We start from the raw sequence: 24,778 nt of genomic DNA on the forward strand, positions 1-24,778 counted from the left end.
GACAACAGGAGTCTGATGGCCCACGAGGTTGGACCCGAGGCCCACGGACTTAGTAGCCGATGGGCATCCTGAGGGTGGAGGGCTCTTCCATGGCATTGATTTCCTCGTCTGTCAGGCGGAGTCGTGGGCTGCGACGGCCGGTCCGTGGCGGGGCCTAGCCGAAGACCAGGTGCGCTGCGCTGAAGATGGCCAGCCCGGCCAGGGCGCCTACCACGGTGCCGTTGATCCGGATGAACTGCAGGTCCTTGCCGACCTGGAGTTCGATCTTTTCCGAGGTTTCCTCGGCATCCCAGCGGGCCACGGTATCGGTGATCACCCCGGCAATGTCGGCGCGGTAGTTGTTCACGAGGTAGCCCGCGGCGTCGCCGATCCAGGTGTTCACCTTGCCGGCCAGCTCCGGGTCAACCACCAGCCGGGTGCCGAAGTCGTGCACGGCGGCCTTGAACTTCACGGTCAGCTCGCTGTGCGGATCGTCGACGGCGGCCAGCAGGGCGGCCTTGACGGTGCCCCACGTGCGGGAGGCGAGTTCGCGGACCTCCGGGTCGCCCAGCACCTGGGCTTTGATGCCCTCGGCCCGGGCGATCATGACCGGATCGTGCTGCAGGTCCTGCGCCAACTCCTTGAGGTACTTGTCGATCGAGAGCCGGACCTGGTGCTGCGGATCGCCCTGCACCGCGCGGGTGAACTTCAGGATCTCCACGTAAACCTTGTCGCCCACGAGCCCGTCCACGAAGGTGGGCACCCAGGTGGGGGAGCGGTCCGTGACCAGCCGGTTGACCGTCTCGTGGTTGTCCCGCACCCAGTCCACCGCGCGGTCCACCAGCAGGTCCACCAGTGCGTGGTGATGGCCGTCGTCGAACACGCGCTCCGCGAGCCGGCCCACCGGGGGTCCCCACGGCGGCGCCAGCAGGTGCCTACGGACCATGCCCTCGATGACGGCCTGGACGTCGTCGTCGTTCAGCACCGTGAAGGCACCGCGGATCACGGCGGCGCCTTCCTTGGCCACCCGCTCGGGCCCGCCCGGACCGGACAACCAGCCGCCGACCTTCCGCGCGATGTCCACGCTGGCGAGTTTCTCCTTCACCACCTGTTCGGAGAGGAAGTTGGTTTCCACGAATTCGCCCAGCGAGGCCCCGATCTGGTCCTTGCGCCGCGGGATGATCGCGGTGTGCGGGATCTTCAGTCCGAGCGGGTACTTGAACAGGGCCGTCACGGCGAACCAGTCCGCGAGGGCGCCCACCATGCCGCCCTCGGCCGCGGCCCGGACGTACTGCAGCCACGGGTACTGTTTCTGCAGGGCGAAGGCGACCACGAAGATGACGGCCATGCCGATCAGCAGCGACACGGCCAGCAGCTTCATCTTCCGCAGCGCCGCGGCCTTTTCGGCGTCCGCGGCGGAGAGCCGGTGTTCGACGCCGGCCGGGGGGACGGCGGGACGGGCGGGTCGTTCAGTGTTCACCTGCATGTGCCCAGCCTAGCCGCGCATCCGTCACCGACGTCGGCTAACGTGTCAGCATGACTACCGAGGAGTCCGCCGCCGCCCGCCCGCTGGTCTACGCCCACCGCGGCGCCAGCGGAGCCTTCGCCGAGCACACCCGAGCCGCTTATCTGCAGGCGATCGCCGACGGCGCCGACGGCGTCGAATGCGACATCCACCTCACCCGCGACCAGCACGCGGTGCTGCTTCACGACGCCAACCTGGACCGCACCTCGAACGGCACCGGCCCGGTCGCGGACCGCACATTGGAAGAGCTGAAGATGCTGGACTTCTGCTCGTGGAAGGGCGCCCGGATCCCGGAAGAGTACGGCGCCCCCTCCGAGCAGTTCCTCACGCTCCCGGACCTGCTGGACATCCTGCGCCTGGCCGGCCGCGAGATCGGGCTGGCGATCGAACTCAAGCACCCCAGCCCCTACCAGCTCAAGCTCGAGGACCGGGTCCTGGAAATCCTGGAAGCCGAGGGCTGGGACCGTGCCACCTCGAGGCTCGAGAACATCCGGATCTCGTTCATGAGCTTCAGCCCGGACGCGGTGAAGCACCTGCTGCGGTCTGTGCCCGCCGCAGCCATCTGCCAGCTGGTGGACGACGTGAACGTTGAGGAAATCCGCGAGGAACTGGGCCTCGGAGCCGTCACCGGCGGTGCTCTCGCCAACGTCATGAAGGCCGCGCAGACCGAGGGGGAGAGGATTCTGGACGACTGCGAGGTGGGCCTGGCCGGACCGGGAATCGACTACGTCCGCGAGCACTCCCGGACCGTGCAGCGCTGGCTCGATTCGGGCCGCCGCTTCCGGGTCTGGACGGTGGACTCCGCGGCCGACGTCGACCTCTGCCGGGAGCTGGGCATCCAGGAGATCACCACGAACCGCCCCGCAGAGGTCCGAGCCCAGCTGCTCGCCCCGCTGTAGGGAACTGCTGCGGGCCGGCGGTGTCAGCCGGTGGTTTGGTGCGGTTCCGTGACCGTGCGCCCGCTGGCGCCCCAGCTGGCCAGCAGGCGGAGCCGTTCTGCCGACGGGGAACCGGGTTCTGCGGTGTAGACCATCAGGACGAGCCCAGGCTCCGCGGTGATGGCGAGCTCTTCGTACGCCAGGGTCACTTCGCCCACCACCGGGTGGCGGAAACGTTTCGTTCCGGAGCCGTGCATGCGGACGTTGTGCGCACCCCAGAGGGCGCGGAAGGTCTCGCTTCGGGTCGAGAGCTCTCCGACGAGGTCCTGCATGGTGCGGTCGTGCGGGTCGCGGCCCGCCTCGGCCCGCATGATGCCGACGCACATCTCGCTGAACAGCTCCCAATCCGGGTAGAAATCCCGGGCAGCCGGGTCGAGAAACTGGAACCGCGCGAGGTTCGGCACGCGACCGCCGTCGCCGATCAGCGGCGAGTAGAAGGCGCGCCCCAAGGCGTTGGTCGCGAGCAGGTTCTGGTACGGGTCGCGGACAAAGGCGACGCCCTCGGTGATCGCCTCCAGCGCCCACTGCAGGCTCAGTCGCGCCGGCGCCTGGGTGGCGGCACGTTTCCGGGGCCTGCCGGAGGTGGGGATGCCGTCTGCCGCCCGGGCCAGGTCGAACAGGTGCGCCCGCTCGGCCTCGTCAAGGCGGAGGGCGCGGGCCAGGGAATCGAGCACGGACGAGGAAGCCCCCGCGATGGAACCGCGCTCAAGCTTGGCGTAGTACTCGACGCTGACGTCGGCGAGGAGCGCGACTTCGCTGCGCCGCAGCCCGGCTACACGGCGATTCCCGCCGGCGACGATGCCGGCTTCTTCCGGGGTGAGCCGTGCGCGCCGCGACATCAGGAACTCACGTACTTCAGCCCGGTTATCCATGCTCCAAGGATAAATCGACGTCGGCACAGCAGGGGTTCCCTGCCGGTACACCCCTCCACAGTGACTCCCGCGCGGAATGCATCCCATGTTGACTGGATGAAGATTCCCAGCACATAACCCGTCCGCTTCCCCGCGGGCAAGGAGAGCATATGGACACCACCACCCTCCCGGCGCCGGCCCCGGCAGCTATTGAACCGGCGAAACGACTGCCGCTGGCCACTCTGGCGGTGCTGGCCGTCATCGGCTTCGTCCTCGTTGCGATGGAGACCATGCCGGCCGGCCTCTTGCCGTCCATCGCCGCCGGAATGGGGACCAGCGAAGGCACCGTCGGACTGTTCGTCAGCGCCTACGCCCTCGGCACGGTGGTCATCACGATCCCCGCCATCACCCTGACCCGGGGTATGCGCCGCAAGCCGTTGCTGCTCGGCGCGGTCCTCGGCCTCATCCTGGCCAACAGCGCCACCGCCCTCTCCGGCGACGTGACCTTGTCACTGGTATCGCGTTTCGTTGCCGGCGCCTTCTCGGGAATCATCTGGGGGATGTTGGCCGCGTACGGCAGGAAGATCAGCCCGCCCTCCCGTGCAGGCCTGTCGCTGGCGATCGTCTCCGTCGGGGCACCCGTCGGGTTCGCCCTCGGCACACCGTTGGGGTCCTGGCTCGGAACGACCTTCGACTGGCGCTGGGCGTTCGCCGGACTTACCGCGGTGGCCATCATCGCCGGGGTATTCATTGCTGTTATCGCCCCCGATGCCGGCGGGCAGCCTGGCGCCACCCGGCTTCCCCTGGCCCGGGTGTTCCGCCTCCCCGGCATCGCCGTGATCCTGGCCGTCATCTTCACCTGGATGCTGGCCCACAACACCATCTACACCTACATCGCCCCGTACCTGCGGACCACCGGAACCAGCCTCACCGTCGACGTCGAACTTTTCATCTTCGGAGTCGCCTCGATCGCCGGAATCATCATCACCGGCGCCCTCCTGGACAAACACCCCCGCCCGCTGCTGCACGGAAGCGTGGCCCTGTTCATCGCGGCCGCGGTGGTGCTGCTGGTCGGCTACGCCTCGGCCCCGGCTGTCATCGCCGCGACCGTCCTGTGGGGGCTCACCTTCGGCGGGGCCGCCGCCCAGCTCCAAGCCGCCCTCACCACCACCGGAGGCGCTGACTCCGACGTCGCCAACTCATTCCTGCCGGTGGCGTTCAACCTCGCCATCTTCACCGCCGGCATCCTCGGCGCCGCCCTGCTGACGAGTTTCAGCGGCCTGGTGCTGGCGGTCGTGATGATCGCCGCCGGACTGGCCGCGCTGATGCTGACCGTCTACGGGCGCCGCACCGCGTTCCCCGCCCGCCTGTAGTACCACGGAAGGGCGTCCAGATTCACCGCCGCGCATCCCCGGAAAGGATCCACCTATGAACACTCGCAACCGGTTCTTGCCGGGAAAAGCCCTGCGCCCGGGCCTTCTGGTGCCGGCGATGGTCGGGATCGCCATCGCCATGGCTGGCTGCAGCTATAACCCCGGCGGCAGCGCTGAAACACGGCCGCCCTCACCGGGCACACCGGCAGGCGGTCCGGCTGCCGCCCCGACCGCAACGCCAACCACCACGCCAATCGTCATCGAGCTCCAGGGCCGGAGAATTGCAGGAGAACTCGACGGCAGCGCCACGTCGGCGTCCCTCCTGGCCCAGCTTCCCCTGACCCTGGCGTTCCGGGACCACGGCGGCCAGGAAAAGCTAGCGCAGCTGCCGGTCCCCCTGGACCTCGCGGGCGCACCAGCGGGTAGCGAGGCCGCGCCGCTCACCATCGGGTACTACGCCCCCGACCAAAGTCTCGTCCTTTACTACCGGCACGTCGGCTACTTCAACGGGATCGTGCCCATCGGCACCTACGAAAACACCGACGCCGTCGAAAACCAGGCTGACGGATTCGCGGCCACCATCCGCAAAGCCGACTGACCGGCACCGCCGACCCGAGTCTCCACGCACCCACCGAAAGAAGGAACATCATGACTGACCAACCCAAGCAAGTCGGCGGCGGCCGGCGGATGTTCGGCGACTTCGCCCCGAAGCTGGCCGAACTCACCGACGACGTGCTCTTTGAGGACGTCTGGAGCCGGCCCGAGCTCTGCGCACGCGACCGCAGCCTCATCGCCGTTGCCGTCCTCGCCGCGGGCGGAAACACAGAGCAGCTTGGCTTCCACCTCGGCCGCGCCCTCGAGAACGGCGTGACGCGGGAAGAGCTCATCGAAGCCATCACCCACATCACGCTCTACGCCGGCTGGCCCAAGGGTATGGCTGCAATGGGCGTGGCCCAGCAACTCCTGACCGACAAAAAGTAGGGAAAAATCATGAACATCGAACCCCCCGTGCCCACCTCGAAGAACCCGGCCGAGCAGTTCGCCGGCGACGTCTGGCTTGATCCGATCGCGCTGCCCCACGAGCCGGACCAGACGATGGTCGTCGCCACCGTCCGCTTCGCCCCCGGAGCCCGGACCGCCTGGCACTCCCACCAGCGCGGCCAGTACCCCCGGGTCACCCAGGGCGTCGCCCGCTTCGGCGGCCGCGACGGCAAAATCATCGAAGTCCACCCTGGCCAAACGCTTTACACCCCGCCCGGCGAAGAGCATTGGCACGCCGCTGCCCCCGGCTGCTTCATGGAACACATCGCCATGCTCCAGAACGGCGAAGACCCCGCCGCCACCACCACCTGGGGTGAGCACATCACCGACGACGAATACAACGGCAGGTAGGCGACGGGCCCCTTTTTGGTCCAGCCACGGCCCGGACGACGTCGGAGCGGCGCAGCTACGCGGCCAGGTCCCGCCGCCGCCAGCCGACGAAGCCCAGTACCGCCAGCCCGGCGGCGACGGCGGTCAGGGCCGCCAGCGCGGGCACCGCGTCCGACCCGACCGGCAGCAGCGGGGAGTGCCGGAACGGGGAGAGGTCCATCAGCCAGCCGGGGGCGTTCCAGAGCACGCCAAACTCTCCGAGCGCCACGAACGCCAGCAGCACGCCCCAGACCGCCCCGGCCAGCCGGGGCGCCCAGCCGAACACCGCCAGCGCCACGCTCGTCAGCACCCACGCGGCGGGAATCTGGGCGAGCGAGGCGATTGTGGCGCGGCCCACCAGACCGGCGTCCTGGACGGCGGCTGCGGCGCCGGCGCCGATCGACACCCCGGCCAGCATCATCAGCACCGCGACCCCGGCCAGCGCGAAAACGTAGTGGCTGCCCGCCCACCTGGTACGCGTGGTGGCCGTCCCCAGCAGGGCCTCGGTGTGGCCCGCGGATTCCTCGCTGCGTAGATGGTTCGTCGCCGCCACACCGTACGCTGCGGCCAGCAGGCCCATGATGCTGATCTCCGCCGCCAGGAAGGCGTCCCTGAGGGCGTTCGTGCCACCGATTAGCTTGATCAGGTCCTGGGCATTGGAGGAACTCAGCATCTGTGCCACATTGCTGACCAGGGACCCGATCACCACGCCGAAAACGACGAAGGCCACCGCCCAGGCCAGCCACACCCGGTGCTGCAGGCGCACGGCCAGGGCCCAGACCCCGGAGAGCGAACCGACGGCGGGTCCGGGACGCTCGTCGCGCAGCCCCGCGCCAAGGTCCCGCCGGGCCCGGAGGGCAAAGGCCGCCGGGACGAGGAGGACGCACAGCGCCAGCGGCAGCGCCAGCACCCACCACCGGTCCCCGGCGAACGCCCGGATCTGCTGGTTCCAGCCGATCGGCGAGAGCCAGGAAAGGAACGACGGCCCCGGTTCGGCGAGGTCCCCGACGGCGCGCAGCCCGTACGTGACCGCGATGACGCCGACGCTGAGTCCGGTGGCGGCGCGGGCGCTCGCGGTCAGCTGTGCCGCGACGCCGGCCACGGCGCTGAAGGCCAGTCCGGTGGCGGCCCAGCCGAGGCCGAAGGCCAGCGACCCGGCAGCCGGCAGGCCCCCGGCGGTCAGGGCGGCGGCGGACAGCAGTCCCACGCCCAGGCTGGCGCCCAACCCGATCACCAGGGCGGCAGCCAGGGCCGCGTCGCGTCCCAGCCGGCCGCCCCCAAGCAGTTCCAGCCGTCCGCTCTCCTCGTCGGCCCGGGTGTGCCGGATGATCAGGATGGCGATCAGGACGGCGAGGATGGCCGTCATAAACGCGGTGTATTTGATCAGCGAGAGGGCCCCCAGCGAGGCGGGATCATAGATGCGGCCGAACATCGCTACCATCGAGGCGGTCGCATTCAAGGCGTTGGCGGCCTCGATCCTGCTGCGGACATCGGGATAGAGATCCGCGCCGGCCGCCGCCGTCGAATACGCCACGACGGCGAAGCCGAGCACCCAGGATGGCAGGAGCCAACGGTCCCGCCGCAGCCCCAGCCGGACCAGCGTCCCGGTGCCGGCCAGCGTCTCAGGCACTGCCGGCCCCCGGACCGGTGGAGCGCGTCCCGGTGGAAAGCGGCCCGGCGGAGCCGGCGTCTTCGGAGTCCGTCGGGCCCGCCGGGCCCGTCCCGCTCCGGGAGACGCCGTTTCCGGCGCCGTAGTGCCGCAGGAACAGGTCCTCCAGCGTGGGCGGCTGGCTGGTGAGTGCCCGCAGGCCGGCCGTGGTCAGGGCCTGCAGCAACGGGCCGAGGCCGGCGGGATCCACCTGGGCACTGATCCGGTGGTTGGCCACCACCACATCGTGCACGCCGGCCAGGAGCTCCAGCCCCGGCGGCACGGCGGCGACGTCGGCGGTAACGGACGTGCGGGTCAGGTGCCGCAGGTGCTCCAGCGGACCGGTCTCCACCACCCGGCCGGCCCTGATGATGCTGACCCGGTCGGAGAGCGCCTCGGCCTCGCTGAGGATGTGGCTGCTGAGCAGCACGGTGCGGCCCTGCGCCCGGAGTTCGCGGACGCAGCCGCGGAAGGCGTCCTCCATCAGCGGATCCAGGCCGCTGGTGGGTTCGTCCAGCAGGAAGAGTTCGGCGTCGGTGGCCAGGGCGGCGACGAGCGCCACTTTCTGCCGGTTGCCCTTGGAGTAGGTGCGGGCCTTCTTGGTGGGGTCCAGCTCGAACAGCTCCAGCAGCCGGTCCCGACGAGCCCGGTCCTGGCCGCCCTGCAAGCGGCCGAGGAGCTCGATAACCTCGCCACCGGTCAGGTTGGGCCACAGCGCCACGTCGCCGGGTACGTACGCCAGCCGGCGGTGCAGCGTCGCGACGTCGCGCCAGGGGTCCAGTCCCAGCACGCGGATGCTTCCGGCGTTGGACCGGAGCAGGCCCAGCAACAGCCGCAGCGTGGTGGACTTGCCGGACCCGTTGGGGCCCAGGAAACCGTGTACCTCCCCGGCGGCCACCTCGAAGTCCAGGCCGTCGAGGGCAGTCACGGCCCCGAACCGCTTCACGACGCCGGCCATTTCCACGACACTGCTCATAGTCAACAAGGTACTCCGGGCCGCCGCCGCCGGACCCCTGCGGAAAGTCCCGTGTTCGCAGCCCGCGGCGCAGGTTACGGCCCCCGGTTACCGGGCACCGCGCGGCTGTGGTTGCATGGTTCCATGCGTTTTCGCTGGTCCCCCCGGGCAACCCAGACACCCTCCGCGGCCGCCCTGAGCGGGCTGCTGCTGGCCAGCGCGGCAAAACACTTCCGCGATCCCGGATTCTACGCCCCGGTGGTCCCGGACTTCCTCTGCCGTGATGACTCCGGCAACCGGCGCAACGGGCCGCTCGCCGTGCTGTCCCGCGAGGAATGGGTGGCGGCGAGCGGGCTGCTGGAGGCCGGCGCCGCCGTCGGACTGCTGCTCCCGCCCACCCGCCGAGCGGCCGCCGCCTGCGTCACCGCCATGCTCACCGCCTTCCTCGCCGGACACCTGGACGCGCTCCGCAAGGCGTTCGGCCCCGACGGAACGCCCTCCCAACGCCGCATCCACAGCCTGCGTCTGCCGCTGCAGGCGCCGCTCATCGCCTGGGCGTGGAGCCTGGGCAGGCCGGTCCCGAAGCGGCCGGGCCGTTGAAGTTCACGCAATCCCCGGCGGTCCGCGTCGGGCTGTCCATCAGCATCGCCACCGGACTGTACGGCATCTCGTTCGGGGCCCTGTCCGTGACGTCCGGGCTGGATTTCTGGCAGACCATGGCCCTGAGCCTGCTGCTCTTCAGCGGCGGCTCGCAGTTCGCCTTCATCGGCGTCGTGGCCGGGGGCGGATCCGGCGTTGCGGCGATGAGCGCGGCCACCCTGCTGGGCATGCGCAACGGCATCTACGGGATGCAGCTCAACGCCCTGCTGCAGCCGCGGGGCTGGCGCCGGTTCGCCGCCGCCCACGTGACCATCGACGAATCGACCGCCACGAGCACCGGCCAGACCGACCCGGCGGAGCAGCGCCGGGGCTTCTGGACCGCGGGGATCGGCGTCTTTGTGCTGTGGAACCTGTTCACTGCGGTGGGGGCGCTGGCCGGCAGTGCCCTTGGAGACCCGAAGCAGTGGGGGCTCGACGGCGCCGCCGTGGCGGCGTTTCTGGGCCTGCTCTGGCCGCGGCTCAAGGGCCGCGAACCGGTCGCGATCGCCGTCGTCTGCGCCCTGGCCACCGTCCTGGCCGTGCCGTTCGTGCCGGCCGGGGTGCCGATCCTGGTCGCCGCGCTCGTGGCGGCGGTGGTCGGCTGGTTCAGCCACGGTCGCAGCGACGAGGGACTGGAACCCGACGTCGACCCCTACGCCGAGCCGCACCACGTGGCCGGCCGCGGCCCGGGGGAGGCCTCATGACGCTCTGGCTCTGGCTCCTGCTCTCCTGTGTGCTGGCCTACGCCTGGAAGCTGGTGGGGTACCTGGTGCCCGCCAGCCTGCTGCGCAATCCCCGGATGTCCCGGATCGCCGGCACCATGACGATCGGCCTGCTGGCCTCCCTGACCGTCGTGAACACGGTGGCGTCCGGGCAGTCGCTGGCGCTGGACGCCCGGCTCGGCGCCCTCGCCGCGGCGGCCGTCGCACTCTGGTTCCGGGCACCGTTCCTGGTGGTGGTCCTGGCGGGGGCGGGCGCCGCGGCCGGGCTGCGGCTGCTCGGCTGGAACTGAGGGCCGCCGCCGGACGCTCAACGGTCTTTAGCCCCTAGTTCCGCCCGGCGGCCGGTGCGAGCATTCGATCATGACCGACAATGACGCGCCGAATGCCGCTGCCTCCGGTCCGGATGATCCGGAAGGGGTGAACCCGGAAGCGGCCGGCAAGGCGCACCATTCCAAGACGCACGAACATTTTGTGTCCCCCGGGGCCGAGTCCACCCGGGAACTGCGCGAAATGGCGCGCCGCCGCCGGGAAGCCGAGGAGAAGCTGCAACAGCACCTCCAGGAGGCACACCACCTGCACGAAGCCAAGGAAAAGCCCGACCTCCACGAAGCCAAGGAAAAGCCCGCGGACGGCTAACCGCTCCGGATCAGGCGGCCCTAGTCGCCTCCGACCGTGACCACGATCTTGCCGCGGGTATGACCCTCCATGTTGAGCCGGAAGGCATCGGCGGCCTCCGCCAGCGGGAAGGTCCGCGCCACCTCGACCCGGAGCTTGCGCTCGTCGACCAGGTCGGCGAGCTCCTGCAGCTCGGCGCCCACGGGGTTCACCCACATCCAGGTGCCGCCGTGCTGCTCTACCTCGCTGTCCGCGATGGAGGCGTGGCGGCCGCCGTCGGCCAGCACCGCCAGGGTGGCTTCGAGGTTGCCGCCCACGAAGTCCGCGACGACGTCGATGCCTTCCGGGCGCAAGGCCCGCACCCGCTCCGCGAGCCCCTCGCCGTAGCTGACCGGCTCGGCGCCGAGGGACCGGATGAAGTCGTGGTTCTTTTCGGAGGCGGTCGCGATGACCCTGGCGCCGAGCGCCGCGGCGATCTGGATTCCCAGCGACCCGACGCCGCCGGCGCCGCCATGGATCAGCACGGTCTCACCCGAAATGAGGCCCAGCCGGGTGAGAACCTGGTAGGCAGTCAATCCCGCCAGCGGAAGGCCGGCGGATTCGTTCCACCCCAGGGACGCGGGCTTGCGGGCCAGGAGCCGTTCCGGCAGGGCGATGTATTCAGCGAAGCTTCCGCCGTGGACATAGTCTTTGCGGCCGTAGGAAATGACTTCCTCGCCGGGCTGGAAATGCGGAGCATCGATGCCAACCGACTCGACGACGCCGGCCACATCCCACCCGGGGATGGCCGGGAACTGCAGATCCATGGCGGCGTCCAGGTAGCCGGCCATAATTTTCCAGTCGACCGGATTGACCGACACCGCCTTGACTTTGACCAGGACCATCCCCGGCCCGACCTTCGGCATCGGCCGCTCCGTCAGCTCAAGGACGTCCGGACTTCCGTATTCGCTGTAAGTTATTGCCTTCATGCAGCCCATAACAGCGGCCGCCGGGGCCCTATTCCGCGCTCCGGTCCAGGACGGCCGGTGGTTGCGGTGCCTGAGAATGGTGCCTCAGCGCGCGGTGCCGAGGCCTGCCAGCTTCAAGATGAGCTGCAGGCCCTCCGGGGTGCCGGGCCAGTGCCGCTCCACCGCCTCCACGCCCGCCCGGGCGACCACGGACCGCAACACCAGGGCGACAATCACGGCGTCGTCCGCGTAACCGATCACCGGCACGAAGTCCGGCACCAGGTCGATCGGGGAGAGCAGGTACGCCAGCAGCAGGCCCAGCCGGACACGCACCCCCACCGCGACGGTGCGGTCGGCCAGCAGCCGGCGGATCAGCCGGAGCAGATCCGGCAGCAGCCGCAAGGCGTCCTTCATGGTGACGGTTTCGGGATGCCGCCGTGCGTAGCCCCAGAGGAGCAGGAGCATCACGGCATACAGCAGCAAGAGGCCGCCGAGCACGCCGGCAGCGGTTTCCCAGGTCATGGGGCCAACGCTACTTGGTTCCGTAGGCAGACCCGAAGCCGACGCCGAATGCGGTGCCGTACGTGGTTCCCGGCACCAGCGACTGGGGCGGCAGGGGACGGTCGGGCCGCTCGGCACGGATGGCATCCTCCACCAGGGCCACCGGACGGCGCCACGCGTCCGACCCGGCCTCCATCGTGTCCACCACGCCGATCAGCATGGCCAGCAGCCGGATCATGTCCGTCATCGAAATGTCACTGCGCAGCGTGCCCTGGCCCTGCCCGCGGCCCAGCAGCACGGCGACGGACTCGATCAGGTCTCCGGTGATCCCGGTGAGCACCCCGCGGCGTCCCGCCACCGCGCCGAGGAGGTTGGCCTCGTCGCTGGCAACACCCATCAGGGCCTCGATGATGCGGAACAGGCCTTCCGCGGCGTCTTTGCCGGCCAGGGCCTCCTCGATCACCGGATTGACCCGTAGCTTCAACTGCTGGTGCAGGGCGGCGAGGACGAGTTCTTCCTTGTCGGCGAAGTTCCGGAACAGCGTGGCGGGGCCCACCCCGGCGGTGACGGCGATGGTCTGCAGCGGGACTTCGGGGCCGTGGTCCCGGAAGCACTGGCGGGCGGCGGCAATGATCTTGTTGACGTTCCGCGCGGCGTCGGCGCGGAGCGGCCTGCGGTCTACTGCCCGGTTCATTTGCTCAGGGTAGCAACGGGAAGGCGGAGGAAACCTGTTACCGGCCGGTACTTCTGTATGTGACGTGTTGGGCCGCCGTTCCAGGCCCCGGCGCGCCCCGCCCCGCGTGGCAAACTGGAGCCATGTTGCTTGCATTTTCTGTCGCACCCTCAGGCCGCCCCGCGGGATCCCCGGCCGGTTCCGAAGCCGACGACGCGTCGGTCCACCACGCCGTCGCCGAGGCGGTGCGGATCGTCCGCGAATCCGGCCTGCCGAACCACACCGACTCGATGTTCACCACCATTGAGGGCGACTGGGATGAGGTGTTCGACGTCGTGAAGCGCGCCACCGAGGCCGTGGGCCGCTACGGCAGCCGCGTCTCCCTGGTGATCAAGGCCGACATCCGCCCCGGCTATACCGGCGAGCTGACCGGCAAACTGGACCGGCTGGAACAAGCCTTGGGCGGTTAGTCCCCTTCTGCTGCGCGGCGGCGGCCCGTGGCGCCTTGAAGCCCGGCCCTACCGCCGGGCGGGGGCAACTGGAAGACTGACCGCATGATCGAGCACCAGCCCACATCCCGCTGGATCGCCGTCGAGGAATTCCTCTCCGGCGTAGTAGTCCGGCCCGACAATTCGCTGCGGCACGCGGTGGCCGCCGCCCTGGCGGCGGGAATGCCGCCCATCGAGGTCACGCCAAACGCGGGCAAGCTCCTGAAACTGCTGGTCCAGATCTCCGGAGCCCGGCGGGTGCTTGAGATCGGCACCTTGGCGGGGTTCAGCACCATCTGGATGGCCCAGGGCCTGCCGGACGGCGGCCGGCTCACCACGTGCGAATTTGTGCCCAGGCACGCCGAGGTGGCCCGCGCCAACCTCGACCAGGCCGGACTGGGCCACCTGGTGGAAATCCGGGTGGGTGCCGCCCTGGACACGCTGCGCGCCCTGGAAGGCGAGGGCGCCGGGCCCTTCGACTTCGTGTTCATCGACGCGGACAAGGAAAACAACCCGCAGTACCTGGACTGGGCCATCCGGCTCGGCCGCCCCGGTACCACGGTGGTGATGGACAATGTGGTCTGGGAAGGGGCGGTGCTGGAGCCGGCCCTGGACACCGTCAACGCGCCGGGGATCGTCGCGGCGCTGCAGATGATGGGCGAGGACCCACGCCTGGACGCGACCGTGATCCAGACCGTGGGATCGAAGGGCTGGGACGGCTTCGCCCTCGCCCGCGTTCTCTAGTGCGGGAGGGTGTGCGGTGCTGAGTCCCGGTCCGGCGGGCAAGGACCGGCGGGCAGGGACCGGCCAAGTGCTAAGTATGCTTAGATTTACCCAGCGGCGGCTTCGGCCGGCAGCTGCAGGCACGGACAACACCAGGCGCACTTCGCAAAGGACACGGACGAGGCAATGAACGCGACCCAGGAAGCCCGTCCTCCCCAGGCCGTGCGGATCAGCTCCACACCTGGCGACCTGGCCGGGCTCAGCCCGCTGCTGGAAGCCGCCGAGTCCGGCATCGGTGATGTCCCGGCCCTGCTGGCCCTGGCCAAGGACCTGGGCGGGACCGCACCCAAGCCCGGCGCAGGCCGGACCGGCTACCTCTGGGAGATCCTCGCCTCGGTGACCGCCGTCGACGTCGCCGCGGGCCGGATCCTGGAACCCCACCTCGACGCCGCCGCCATCCTCACCCAGGCCGGCGCGGCCCCGGGTTCGACCGGCGTTTCCTTCGACGGGACGTGGGGTGTCTTCGCCGCCGAGGCTCCCGGGCTGAAGCTGGAAGCCAAAAGCGCCGGCGGCGGCGTCGTCCTGAACGGCTCCAAACCGTGGTGTTCCATCGCCGCGCAACTGGACCACGCCGTGCTCACCGCGCACCTGGACGACGGCGGCGGCCGCGCCGCGTTCGCCGTCGACCTGCACGCCGCCGGGGTGAGCTTCGCGGACCCGGAATGGACCAGCCTGGGCCTGCGCGAGGTCCCCAGCGGCACCGTACACTTCGACGCCGTGCCGGCCGTACCGCTCGGCCCGGCCGGCTGGTACTACCAGCGTCCCGGCTTCGCCTGGGGCGGCATGGGGGTCGCCGCCTGCTGGTTCGGCGGCGCCGTCGCGGTGGCCCGCAGCTTCGTGGACTCCCTGCAGAAAGCGGCCGACGGCGGCCGCGAACCGGACCAGCTCGCCCTCGCCCACCTCGGCGAAATCGACCGCACCCTGACCGGGCTCACCCAGTACCTCGCCCGGACCGCGGCCCGGATCGACGCCGGCGAGCTCTCCGGAGCCGGTGCGTGGAGCGAGGCGCTGCGCGTCCGCGGCACCGTGGCCGCCGCCGTCGAACGCGTCCAGGCGCTGGTGGGCCAAAACCTCGGGCCCGCCCCGCTGGCCTTCGACGCACGCTACGGCAAGCGCATGGCCGACCTCTCGCTCTACCTCCGCCAGCACCACGCCATGCGCGACGACGCCCAGCTCGGCGCCCTGGCCTTCAAGGGGGACCACCCATGGTGAGCTTCACCCACCACGACGCCGGGACGCCCGAAGGCGACTGGGCGCGCAGCGGCGCCGCCGCCCTGCCGGAATTGCCGCTCGACGCCGGCGAGCTGGCTGGCACCGCGTTCATTGTCCTGGCCGCCCACCCCGACGACGAGTCCCTGGGCGCCGGCGGGCTGATGGCCAGGCTGCACGGCCTCGGCGCCGAGGTGCGGCTGCTGCTGTGCACGGCCGGGGAGGCCTCGCACCCCGATTCGCCCAGCACCACGCCCGAACAGCTTGCCGACCTGCGGCTGCGCGAATTCGCCGGCGCACTCGGACAGCTCGTCCCGGACGCCGGCTGGCGGTACCTCGGGCTGCCGGACGGGCAGGTCGCCGGGCACCGGGAACAGGTCCTGGCCGCGATCACCGAGGCCGCTGCCGCCACCGGCCGGACCGCGGACCGCGTCGTCCTCGTGGCGCCCTACCGCCACGACGGACACACGGACCACGACGCACTGGGCTCCGCCGCCGCGGAGGCGGCCGCCGTTGCCGGCTTCGGGCTGCTGGAATACCCGGTCTGGTACTGGCTCTGGGCCAATCCCGAGGACCCGGCCTGGCAGTCCTGGCTGCGGCTCCCGCTGACCCCGGCCGAGGAACAGGCGAAGGCGCAGGCCATGGCCGCGCACACCTCCCAGGTCCGGGCGCTCTCCGACCAGCCGGGGGATGAAGTGCTGCTCCCGCCGGCCTTCCTGCAGCACTTCTCCCGGCACTGGGAAACATTCGCCTGGCAGCGGCCGGCCGTACCGGTCAACGGCCACGAGGCCGGCCCCACCGGCGGCGCGGCAGCAGACGCCGCACTGGCCCGCGCCGGCTACGCCGCCGCGGACGCGGAGGGACTCTTCGACACCGTCCACGCCCGCAGCGAGGACCCCTGGCAGTACACCACCAGCTGGTACGAACACCGCAAACGTGCCCTGACGCTCGCGGCCCTGCCCGGCCGCAGCTACAGCGCGGGCCTCGAAATCGGCTGCTCCATCGGCACCCTCAGCGTTGAACTCGCGGAACGCTGCGACAGCTTCCTGGCCGTCGATGCGAGCAGCGCCGCCCTGGCCCACGCCACCCGCCGGCTCGCGCACCTGCCCGCCGCGCAGACCCGCCACCTCACGGTTCCGCAGGACTGGCCGGAGGGCGCCTTTGACCTGATCGTGGTGTCCGAGGTCGGTTACTACCTCAGCCCGGAGGAACTGGCCGCCCTGTTCGAACGGGTCGAGGCCGCGCTGCTGCCCGGCGGCACGCTGGCGCTGTGCCACTGGCGGCACCCCATCGAGGGCTGGGAGCTCGACGGCGACACCGTCCATGCCGCCGCGCGCCGGCAGCTTCGCTGGGCCGACGCCGGGCTCTACCGGGAGCGCGACTTCGTGCTGGAAATCCTCCGCGCCCCGGAGCCGCACGGGTGAGCGGCACAGCCGCTGCGGCCCGGAGCCCGCAGCGCCGGCCGGACATCGACGCGGTTGCCGTGGTCATGCCAGCCCACAACGAGGACCAGCACATCGACCGGGCGCTGAGGGCGGTGCAGTGCGCCGCGGACGAACTGCAACGGCGCCGCCCCGGCGTCGCCGTCCGGGTGATGGTGGTCCTGGACAGCTGCACCGACCAGTCCGCTGCGATCACCGCCGGGTACGTCGACGCCGACCCGCGCTTCAGCGCGCTCGACGTCCGGCTGCGCAGCGCCGGCGCGAGCCGGGCGGCAGGCGTCCGCGCCGCCGTGCTCGGCCCGCCCCGGCGTGCCCCAGGCCAGCGTTCCGCGCCGCTGCCCTGGCCGGGACGGACCTGGCTGGCCAACACCGACGCCGACTCTCAGGTTCCGGTGAACTGGCTGGTGCGGCAGCTCGAATTCGCCGAGGCCGGGGCCGACGCCGTGCTGGGCTCGGTGGAGCCGGATCCCGTCGGGATGGATCCGGAGCTGCTGCGCCGCTGGCTGGAGCGCCACCCCTTCGAGGAAAACCACCCGCACATCTACGGCGCCAACTTCGGCGTCCGGGCCTCCGCCTACCTGGCCGCCGGCGGGTTCTCGCACCTGGAATCGCATGAGGACCGCACCCTGGTCCAGAGCCTGCGCAGCCTCGCCTTCACCGTCCTGGCCACGGACAGCATGCGGGTGCTGACCTCCGGCCGGACCCACGCACGGGCACCCCAGGGTTTTGGGACGTACCTGCGCTCGCTGGGCCGGCAGCGGCCGCCGGCGGCCGCCGGCAGCTAAGCCCTGCTGCTGAACCCTGCTGCCCGGCCCCGTTGCCGGGCCATGTTGGTGAGCCCGGCCGCGGTGACCTTTGGCCCTAACCGGCCGCGCCGCGCCGGCGCATCCTCGGAGGCATGAGGGACCTGGACAGGGCCGGGGCTGGGTGCTGCACGTGACGGGCGGCGGGCGGTGATCCCGGCCGCGGGCGCCGGGCCGCTGCAGGATCTTTCCGGCCTCAGTTCGGCGGAGGCCGCCCGCCGGCTGGAACGCAGCGGACCGAACCGGCTGCCCCAGGTCCGCGCGGTTCCGGGCTGGCGGCGGCTGCTGGCAGAGCTGACCCACTTTTTTGCCGTCATGCTCTGGGCCGCAGCGGCGCTCGCGTTCGTCGCCGGGATGCCGCAGCTGGGCGTCGCCATCATTGTGGTGATCGTGGTGAACGGGGTGTTCGCCTACATCCAGCAGGAACGCGCCCAGCACGCCGCCGCCAAGCTGCGGGAACTGCTGCCCGCCATGGTCTCGGTGCGCCGGGACAATCGCATCGTCAAGGTGCACACCACCGAGCTGGTGCCCGGCGACGCCGTCGTGCTGGTTGCCGGGGACCGGGTCCCGGCGGACCTGCGCCTCGCGCTGGCCGCGGGCTGCACGGTGGATGAATCGATGCTCACCGGCGAAAGCGAGGCGGTGGCCAAAGCGGCCGGGGACACCGCCTTCGGCGGGACCTTCCTGGTCATCGGCACGGCCGAGGGCCTGGTGGCCAGTACCGGGGGACAGACGCGGCTCGCCGAGATCGCCTCGCTCACCGGCAAGGTCGAGGCGCCGCCGAGCCCGCTGGCGCTGGAGCTGCAGCGGATCGTCCGGATCGTCGCCGGCGTCGCGCTGGGCATCGGCATCCTGTTCTTCATCCTTTCCCTGCTGGTGGGCATCTCCTGGCGCGACGCGTTCCTCTTCGCGATCGGCGTGGCCGTGGCGCTGGTGCCCGAGGGGCTGCTCCCCACCGTGACCTTGTCGCTCGCCATCGGTGCCCAGCGGATGGCCGCGCGCAACGCCCTGGTGCGGAACCTGCAGGCGGTGGAGACGCTCGGCTCCACCACGTTTATCTGCACCGACAAGACCGGAACCCTCACGCAGAACCGGATGAACGCCGTCGAGGTCTGGACCCCCGCCGGTCTGCTCGGCATCACCGGGCCCGGCTACGGGCCGGAGGCGCAGGTCAGCGGCGAGGACGGCGCGGACGCCGGGGCCGCGGCGTTCCAGGCCGGGCAGCGGCTCAGCGCCGCCGCGCGCGCCGCCTCGGTGGGCCGGGCCGTGCTGCACGAGGGCCAGTGGATCGCCGAGGGCGACCCGATGGAAGCCGCGATCGACGCCCTGGCCACCCGGCTGGCCGGACCCGGCGGCCAGCCGGGTGAGCCGGCGCCGTCGCACCGCTTCGCCTTCGACCCCCGCCGGCTGCGGGAGTCCGCCATCGTCGGCACCGAACTCCTGGTCAAGGGCGCGCCGGAGTCCGTGATCCCCTTATGCAGGCGCGGCGGCGGCAGTGTCGACAGCGGCGGTGACGGCGGCACAGACGGCACTGACGGCGCGCTGCGGATGGTGGACCAGATGGCCTCGCACGGGCTCCGGGTGCTCGCCGTCGCCGAGCGAACGCTGCCGGGGCCGGTGCCGGACAGCACGACGGCGGACGAAGTGGAGGCCGGGCTGACGCTGCTGGGCCTGATCGGCCTGCACGATCCGCCCCGCGCCGAGGTCCGGCTCTCGTTGCAGGCAGCCCGCGAGGCCGGCATCAAGGTGGGCATGGTCACCGGCGACCACGCCTTCACCGCCGCCGCCATCGCCCGGGAGACCGGCCTGATCGGCTCCCCGGAAATGGTGCTGGAGGGGCACACCCTGCCGGAGGACGACGAGGTCCTGGCCGCGCTGCTGGACCGTGACGGCGTCGTCGTCAGCCGGGTGACGCCCGAACAAAAGCTCCGGGTCGCCAGGCTGCTGCAGCACCGCGGGCATGTGGTGGCCATGACCGGCGACGGCGTTAACGACGGCCCGGCGCTGCAGCAGGCGGACATCGGCGTCGCCATGGGCCTGAGCGGCACCGACGTGGCCCGCGAAGCGGCGGACCTTGTGCTGCTCGACGACGACTTCGCGACGATCATCGCGGCCGTGGAGCAGGGTCGCGCAACCTACGCGAACATCCGGCGCTTCCTGACCTACCACCTCACCGACAACGTGGCTGAACTGACCCCGTTCGTGTTCTGGGCCCTGTCCGGCGGCCGGTTCCCGCTGGCGCTGAGCGTCCTGCAGATCCTCGCCCTGGACATCGGCACCGACCTGCTGCCGGCCCTGGCCCTTGGCAGCGAGGCACCCAGCAAGGGGGCGCTGAAACGCCCACCTGAACGCCGGCACCTGATGGACCGCGCCCTGATGTTCCGGGTCTTCGGCCTGCTGGGCCCGGTGGAGGCGCTGCTGGAGATGACGGCGTACACCGCCGTGCTCCTCGGCGCCGGCTGGAGCCCGGGTGCCGCACTGCCGCCGTCGGATGTGCTGATGGCGGGCTCCGGCGCCGCGTTCACCACCGTGGTGCTGGCCCAGCTCGCCAACGCCTTCGCCTGCCGCAGCGCCACCTCCCCGCCCTGGCGGCTGGGCTGGTTCACCAACCGGCTGCTGCTCTGGGCCGTGCTGGCGGAGCTGGGTCTGCTCGCGGTCTTCCTGTTCCTCGGCCCGGTCGCCGCGCTGCTGGGCCATGCCCCGCCGACCCCCGGGGGACTGGCCGTGGCCCTCGCCGCCATCCCGGCGGTCCTGCTCGCCGACTGGCTCTACAAGGTGGTCCGGCACCGGCGGTCCGGCGGCGGCGCCCAGTCCGGCCGCGCCGCCTAAAAGGTCGAAAGCCTCTGACCGCATACGGCCCCGGGCCGCAGGATCGGACCATGGATGACACACGCCCAAAGGAGCGCCGGCATGCCCGAACACGTGAAGTGGTTTGAAGAAATCGGCATGGGCGACGTCCCCCAGGTCGGCGGTAAAAACGCCTCCTTGGGCGAACTCATCCAGTCCCTCAAGGCCCGGGGCGTGCGGGTCCCGGACGGCTTCGCCACCACCGCCGCGGCCTACCGGACCTTCATCGCGGCGAACGGGATCGAACCGGCCATGCGCTCGCGGATCCTCGCCTACCGCGCCGGGGACGCCACGCTGCGCGAAACGGGCGAAGCCATCCGGGAACTGTTCCTGGCCAGCGATTTCCCGCCGGACATCGCCGACTCCATCCGCTCGCACTACGGCGAACTGGGGCAGCGCGCCGGGCGGGAGCGGCTTTCCGTCGCGGTCCGAAGCAGCGCCACGGCCGAGGACCTGCCCGATGCCAGCTTCGCCGGCCAGCAGGAAACCTTTTTGAACGTCGCCGGCGAGCGTGAACTGATGGATGCCTGCCGGCGTTGCTACGCCTCCCTTTTCACGGACCGGGCCATCAGCTACCGGGAGGTCAAGGGCTTCGACCACCTCGACGTCGCACTCTCGATCGGGGTCCAGCGGATGGTGCGCTCCGACGTCGGCGCCTCCGGGGTGATGTTCTCGATCGACACGGACTCCGGCTTCCCGCGGGCTGCCGTCATCAGCGCCGCCTGGGGCCTCGGCGAGACCGTGGTTCAGGGCACCATCAACCCGGACAAATACCTGGTCTTCAAGCCGCTCCTGACCGAGGCCGCGGCCGCCGGGGGGCCAGCGGAAGGACCGGCGGAAAGAATCAGCCCGATCATCGAAAAGACCCTCGGCTCCAAGGCACAGAAGATGGTCTACAGCCGCGGCGGCCACGCCCGCACCCGCACCGTGGACACCTCGGAAGCGGAGCGCCGGGCCTTTGTCCTGGCCGACGCCGAGATCCTCGCCCTGGCCCGCTGGGCCGTCTCGGTGGAGGAGCACTACGCCCGCCCGATGGACATGGAATGGGCCCGCGACGGCGAGACCGGCGAGCTGTTTATGGTCCAGGCCCGGCCGGAGACGGTGCAGTCGCTCAAGACCGGCTCGCGGTTCACCCTCCACCACCTCCTGGAAACCGGGCCGGTGCTGGCGACCGGGTCCGCGATCGGCGATTCGATCGCGCAGGGGACGGCGTGCGTGATCCGGAGCGCCGCGGACATTGAGAAATTCCGCGACGGCGCCATCCTGGTCACCGAAATGACCGACCCGGACTGGGTCCCCATCATGAAGCGCGCGGCCGGGATCGTCACCGACCGCGGCGGACCCACCAGCCACGCGGCGATCGTAAGCCGCGAACTGGGGGTGCCCGCCGTCGTCGGGACCGGCAACGCCACATCGGTGCTGGCGGAGAACCGGGCCGTGACGATCTCCTGCGCCGAAGGCGATGTGGGACGCGTCTACGCCGGCAGCCTCGCGTTCGAAACCGAGGACGTGGACCTCGGCGAGCTGCCGCCGACGCGCACCAAAGTCATGGTCAACATTGCCAGCCCTGCGGCCGCCTTCCAGTGGTGGCGGCTGCCCGCGGACGGCGTCGGGCTGGCCCGGATGGAGTTCATCATCAGCGCCCTGATCCGGGTCCATCCGATGGCGCTGGTCCATCCGGAACGCGTCACCGACCCGCAGGAAGCGGCGCAGATCCGGGAGCTGACGCGCGGTTACGCCGATCCATGCGACTACTTCGTGGACACCCTGGCGCTGGGCATCGCGAAGATCGCCGCCCCGTACCACCCGAACCCGGTCATTGTGCGGCTCAGCGACTTTAAAACCAACGAGTACGCCCACCTGGTGGGCGGTTCAGCCTTCGAGGAAGCCGAGGAGAATCCCATGCTCGGGTTCCGTGGCGCCTCGCGGTACTACGACGAGCGGTACCGGGAGGGCTTCGCGCTTGAATGCCGGGCCCTGAAGCGGGTCCGGGAGGAGTTCGGCTTCAGCAACATCATTGTGATGATCCCCTTCTGCCGGACGCCGCAGGAGGCGGACAAGGTCCTGGCGGTGATGGCGGAGAACGGTCTGGTCCGCGGCGAGCAAGGCCTGCAGGTGTACATGATGTGCGAGATCCCCTCCAACGTGGTCCTGGCCGACAAGTTCGCCACCCGCTTTGACGGTTTCTCGATCGGCTCGAACGACCTTACCCAGCTGGTCCTGGGGGTGGACCGCGATTCGGCGCAGCTGGCGGCGCTGTTCGATGAGCGCGATGAGGCCGTCATGGCGATGATCAGCGAGGCGATCCGGAAGGCGCACGCGGCAGGGATCAAGATCGGCATCTGCGGGCAGGGCCCCAGCAACCACCCGGAGTTCGCGGCGTTCCTGGTGGGCGAGGGCATCGATTCGATCTCGCTGAACCCGGACAGCTACCTCAGGACCGTCCCGCGGATCGCGGAAGCCGAGAAGCTGGCGTCCGGGGGCTAGGCACGCCGGCCGCTGCGCCGGGCACCGCGGGCCGCCCGGAACCCAGGGCGCGCAGCGCGTTCAGGATGGTGGCAAGGTCCACCACCTCCTGGGACAGGGCTCCGGCGATGGCCGGGACGTAGCCGGCGGCCGCGGCGAGCATCAGTGCCACGCTCAGCGCGATCCCGATCCAGATGCTCTGCAGCGCGACCTTCACGGTGCGCTGGCCGATCCGCACGGCCGAGGCCACCTTGGACAGGTCATCGAGGATGATCACGACGTCGGCTGACTCACCGGCCGCCGTCGATCCCCGCGCGCCCATCGCGATCCCGACGTCGGCGACGGCCAGGACGGGGGCGTCGTTGACGCCGTCGCCCACCATCATGACCGGGCGGACGGGGAGGGCCCGGACGGCTTCGACCTTGTCCGGCGGCAGGCACTCGGCCCGGACATCGGTCAGTCCGGCGGCTGCCGCGATGTGCTCGGCGGTGGCGAGGGCGTCGCCGGTCAGCATGACCGTCCGCGTGGCGCCGAGTTCCCGGAGTTCGGCCACGGTGCGGCGGGTTTCCGTGCGGATGGGGTCGCTCATCACCAGGGCTCCGGCGAACTCCCCGGCCACGCCCACGTAGATGGCGAGTTCGCCGCTGGCCAGCCCGGTTTCCACGACGCCGGCGGCCGAGTCCGCCACGAAGTTGGGCTTGCCGACGACCACGTCCCGGCCGTCGAAACGGGCCCGGACGCCGTGCGTGGCGAATTCGGTGGCCTCCGTGGCCGTATCGAAGACCAACCCGCGGCTCCGGGCCGCGTCCATCACCGAGGCGGCGAGCACGTGGGAGGAATATTGTTCGGCGGACGCCGCCAGCCCCAGGACCTGGTCCTCGGTGAAGGACCCCGCAGTCCGGATGCCGACCAGGGAGGGCCGGCCGTAGGTCAGGGTGCCGGTCTTGTCGAAGGCGACCGTTTTGATCCGGCTCAGCTGTTCCAGGACGCCGGCGTATTTGACGATGATGCCGCCGCGCGCGGCTCGGCTCATGCCGCCCAGGAAGGCCACGGGGGCGGCGATCAGCAGCGGACACGGCGTTGCCACCACCAGCACCTCCGCGAACCGGACCGGGCTGCCGCTGGCGATCCAGCCGATCGCCCCGAGAACGTAGGCCAGGGCCGTGAACGGCACGGCATACCGGTCCGCGAGCCGCACCATCGGGGCCTTGCTGTCCGCGGCCTCCTTGACCAGCGCGACGATGCGGCTGTACTGCGAATCCTCCATCCGTGCCGTGACCTGCATCCGGACCGCGGCTTCGCCGTTGAGGGAGCCGCTCATCAGCCCCTCGCCGGCCACCCGCTCCACCGGAAGGCTCTCCCCGGTGAGCGAGGACTCGTCGAAGGTCCCGGACTCGGACAGCAGGATGCCGTCCAGCGGCACCACTTCACCCGGCCTGACCAGCAGGATGTCACCGATCCGGACGTCGGTGGCGGCAACATCCTCGTGCTGGCCGCCAGCGTGGGTGTTGGCATCGGTGGTTCCGGCTGCGGCTCCCTCGGTGGTGCCGGCGGCATTGGTGGCGGTGCCCGAGCCACCGTTGGCGGAGTTGCCGTTGCGTTCCCGGTGGGCCGTCTGCGGAACGCGCTCCAGCAGGGATGTCAGTTCCTTCTTGGCCCGGCCGGCGGCGTAGTCCTCGAGCGCGGTGCCGCCGGCCATCATGAGCACGATGATCATCGAGGCGATGAATTCGCCCACCAGCACGGTGCTGACAATGGCGGTGACGGCCAGGATGTCAATGCCCCACTGGCCGCCGAGCAGCCGCCGGACCATGCCGACGGCAAGGTAGGCCGCCACGGCCAAGGCGTAAATGCTCGCCGCGATCCGCGCGATGCCTTCCTGGCCCGAAGCCAGCAGCAATACCACCGCCAGGAGGGCGGCGACCGTGCCCGCCACCAGCGGATACCGGAGCGCAATTTTCACG

The 24,778-nt window shown here is 70.8% G+C and carries 24 protein-coding genes; 16 read left to right on the top strand and 8 right to left on the bottom strand.

Annotation, left to right across the window (positions count from 1 at the left end; genetic code table 11):
* Window positions 1-154: 154 nt before the first annotated feature.
* Complete coding sequence (locus AC1MBE_RS10905; protein WP_479778138.1) at window positions 155-1,465, bottom strand: DUF445 domain-containing protein; 1,311 nt, start codon at window positions 1,463-1,465, stop codon at window positions 155-157.
* A 50-nt stretch (window positions 1,466-1,515) separates the two neighbouring features.
* On the opposite strand from AC1MBE_RS10905, the gene AC1MBE_RS10910 reads away from it, so the two are divergent.
* Entirely contained in the window at window positions 1,516-2,403 is an 888-nt protein-coding gene (locus AC1MBE_RS10910) for a glycerophosphodiester phosphodiesterase (RefSeq protein ID WP_479778140.1), read from the top strand.
* A gap of 23 nt (window positions 2,404-2,426) precedes the next feature.
* Here AC1MBE_RS10910 and AC1MBE_RS10915 read toward each other — a convergent pair whose 3' ends face one another.
* On the bottom strand, window positions 2,427-3,314 hold the full coding sequence (locus AC1MBE_RS10915) for a helix-turn-helix transcriptional regulator (RefSeq protein ID WP_479778142.1): 888 nt from the start codon (window positions 3,312-3,314) through the stop codon (window positions 2,427-2,429).
* Window positions 3,315-3,463: 149 nt separating this feature from the next.
* Here AC1MBE_RS10915 and AC1MBE_RS10920 point away from each other — a divergent pair, with 149 nt between their 5' ends.
* The 4 genes from AC1MBE_RS10920 to AC1MBE_RS10935 are packed head-to-tail and all read left to right on the top strand — an operon-like array spanning window position 3,464 to window position 6,058.
* Window positions 3,464-4,666: an MFS transporter gene (locus AC1MBE_RS10920; protein ID WP_479778144.1), complete on the top strand. Its 1,203-nt coding sequence runs from the start codon at window positions 3,464-3,466 to the stop codon at window positions 4,664-4,666.
* A gap of 55 nt (window positions 4,667-4,721) precedes the next feature.
* Window positions 4,722-5,264: a cyclophilin-like fold protein gene (locus AC1MBE_RS10925; protein WP_479778146.1), complete on the top strand. Its 543-nt coding sequence runs from the start codon at window positions 4,722-4,724 to the stop codon at window positions 5,262-5,264.
* A gap of 50 nt (window positions 5,265-5,314) precedes the next feature.
* Window positions 5,315-5,647, top strand: coding sequence for a carboxymuconolactone decarboxylase family protein (locus AC1MBE_RS10930; RefSeq protein ID WP_479778148.1), 333 nt, complete (start codon window positions 5,315-5,317; stop codon window positions 5,645-5,647).
* 9 nt (window positions 5,648-5,656) lie between these two features.
* Window positions 5,657-6,058: a cupin domain-containing protein gene (locus AC1MBE_RS10935; RefSeq protein ID WP_479778150.1), complete on the top strand. Its 402-nt coding sequence runs from the start codon at window positions 5,657-5,659 to the stop codon at window positions 6,056-6,058.
* A gap of 55 nt (window positions 6,059-6,113) precedes the next feature.
* Here AC1MBE_RS10935 and AC1MBE_RS10940 read toward each other — a convergent pair whose 3' ends face one another.
* Window positions 6,114-7,706 (bottom strand): ABC transporter permease, encoded by a 1,593-nt coding sequence (locus AC1MBE_RS10940; protein ID WP_479778152.1) that lies wholly within the window; start codon window positions 7,704-7,706, stop codon window positions 6,114-6,116.
* Window positions 7,699-8,700 carry an ABC transporter ATP-binding protein gene (locus AC1MBE_RS10945; protein ID WP_479778154.1) on the bottom strand — a complete coding sequence of 334 codons (1,002 nt, stop codon included), beginning with the start codon at window positions 8,698-8,700 and terminating at the stop codon, window positions 7,699-7,701. Before AC1MBE_RS10945 ends, AC1MBE_RS10940 begins: the two co-directional genes overlap by 8 nt.
* 123 nt (window positions 8,701-8,823) lie before the next feature.
* Here AC1MBE_RS10945 and AC1MBE_RS10950 point away from each other — a divergent pair, with 123 nt between their 5' ends.
* The 4 genes from AC1MBE_RS10950 to AC1MBE_RS10965 all read left to right on the top strand — a co-directional run bounded on the left by AC1MBE_RS10950 (window position 8,824) and on the right by AC1MBE_RS10965 (window position 10,676).
* Window positions 8,824-9,279: a DoxX family protein gene (locus tag AC1MBE_RS10950; protein WP_479778156.1), complete on the top strand. Its 456-nt coding sequence runs from the start codon at window positions 8,824-8,826 to the stop codon at window positions 9,277-9,279.
* Window positions 9,276-10,022, top strand: coding sequence for an AzlC family ABC transporter permease (locus AC1MBE_RS10955; RefSeq protein WP_479778158.1), 747 nt, complete (start codon window positions 9,276-9,278; stop codon window positions 10,020-10,022). The genes AC1MBE_RS10950 and AC1MBE_RS10955 overlap by 4 nt, the downstream gene beginning before the upstream one ends.
* On the top strand, window positions 10,019-10,330 hold the full coding sequence (locus AC1MBE_RS10960) for an AzlD domain-containing protein (RefSeq protein ID WP_346958469.1): 312 nt from the start codon (window positions 10,019-10,021) through the stop codon (window positions 10,328-10,330). The genes AC1MBE_RS10955 and AC1MBE_RS10960 overlap by 4 nt, the downstream gene beginning before the upstream one ends.
* Window positions 10,331-10,400: 70 nt before the next feature.
* Window positions 10,401-10,676, top strand: a complete 276-nt coding sequence (locus AC1MBE_RS10965) for a hypothetical protein (RefSeq protein WP_479778161.1) — start codon at window positions 10,401-10,403, stop codon at window positions 10,674-10,676.
* A gap of 20 nt (window positions 10,677-10,696) precedes the next feature.
* Here AC1MBE_RS10965 and AC1MBE_RS10970 read toward each other — a convergent pair whose 3' ends face one another.
* From AC1MBE_RS10970 to AC1MBE_RS10980, 3 genes are all read right to left on the bottom strand, one after another.
* On the bottom strand, window positions 10,697-11,623 hold the full coding sequence (locus AC1MBE_RS10970) for an NADP-dependent oxidoreductase (protein ID WP_479778163.1): 927 nt from the start codon (window positions 11,621-11,623) through the stop codon (window positions 10,697-10,699).
* 84 nt (window positions 11,624-11,707) lie between these two features.
* Window positions 11,708-12,124, bottom strand: a complete 417-nt coding sequence (locus AC1MBE_RS10975) for a YkvA family protein (protein WP_479778165.1) — start codon at window positions 12,122-12,124, stop codon at window positions 11,708-11,710.
* A 10-nt stretch (window positions 12,125-12,134) separates the two neighbouring features.
* On the bottom strand, window positions 12,135-12,797 hold the full coding sequence (locus tag AC1MBE_RS10980; RefSeq protein WP_479778167.1) for a TetR/AcrR family transcriptional regulator: 663 nt from the start codon (window positions 12,795-12,797) through the stop codon (window positions 12,135-12,137).
* Between the two features lie 122 nt (window positions 12,798-12,919).
* On the opposite strand from AC1MBE_RS10980, the gene AC1MBE_RS10985 reads away from it, so the two are divergent.
* The 7 genes from AC1MBE_RS10985 (at window position 12,920) to ppsA (ending at window position 22,835) form a co-directional block, all read left to right on the top strand.
* The gene (locus AC1MBE_RS10985; protein ID WP_479778169.1) at window positions 12,920-13,246 is read left to right on the top strand and encodes a thiamine-binding protein; all 327 of its coding nucleotides are present in this window, start codon (window positions 12,920-12,922) and stop codon (window positions 13,244-13,246) included.
* Window positions 13,247-13,330: 84 nt separating this feature from the next.
* Entirely contained in the window at window positions 13,331-14,008 is a 678-nt protein-coding gene (locus tag AC1MBE_RS10990; RefSeq protein ID WP_479778171.1) for an O-methyltransferase, read from the top strand.
* A gap of 165 nt (window positions 14,009-14,173) precedes the next feature.
* Entirely contained in the window at window positions 14,174-15,259 is a 1,086-nt protein-coding gene (locus AC1MBE_RS10995) for an acyl-CoA dehydrogenase family protein (protein ID WP_479778173.1), read from the top strand.
* Window positions 15,253-16,680 (top strand): PIG-L family deacetylase, encoded by a 1,428-nt coding sequence (locus tag AC1MBE_RS11000; RefSeq protein ID WP_479778175.1) that lies wholly within the window; start codon window positions 15,253-15,255, stop codon window positions 16,678-16,680. Before AC1MBE_RS10995 ends, AC1MBE_RS11000 begins: the two co-directional genes overlap by 7 nt.
* The gene (locus AC1MBE_RS11005; RefSeq protein ID WP_479778177.1) at window positions 16,677-17,483 is read left to right on the top strand and encodes a glycosyltransferase family 2 protein; all 807 of its coding nucleotides are present in this window, start codon (window positions 16,677-16,679) and stop codon (window positions 17,481-17,483) included. Before AC1MBE_RS11000 ends, AC1MBE_RS11005 begins: the two co-directional genes overlap by 4 nt.
* 168 nt (window positions 17,484-17,651) lie before the next feature.
* Window positions 17,652-20,330 carry a cation-translocating P-type ATPase gene (locus AC1MBE_RS11010; protein WP_479778179.1) on the top strand — a complete coding sequence of 893 codons (2,679 nt, stop codon included), beginning with the start codon at window positions 17,652-17,654 and terminating at the stop codon, window positions 20,328-20,330.
* 81 nt (window positions 20,331-20,411) lie between these two features.
* Window positions 20,412-22,835 (top strand): phosphoenolpyruvate synthase, encoded by a 2,424-nt coding sequence (gene ppsA, locus AC1MBE_RS11015; RefSeq protein ID WP_479778181.1) that lies wholly within the window; start codon window positions 20,412-20,414, stop codon window positions 22,833-22,835.
* On the opposite strand, the gene AC1MBE_RS11020 is transcribed toward ppsA, so the two are convergent.
* Window positions 22,783-24,777: a heavy metal translocating P-type ATPase gene (locus AC1MBE_RS11020; RefSeq protein WP_479778183.1), complete on the bottom strand. Its 1,995-nt coding sequence runs from the start codon at window positions 24,775-24,777 to the stop codon at window positions 22,783-22,785. The genes ppsA and AC1MBE_RS11020 overlap by 53 nt on opposite strands.
* Between the last annotated feature and the right edge of the window lies 1 nt (window position 24,778).

Source organism: Arthrobacter sp. BG5 (assembly GCF_056680155.1).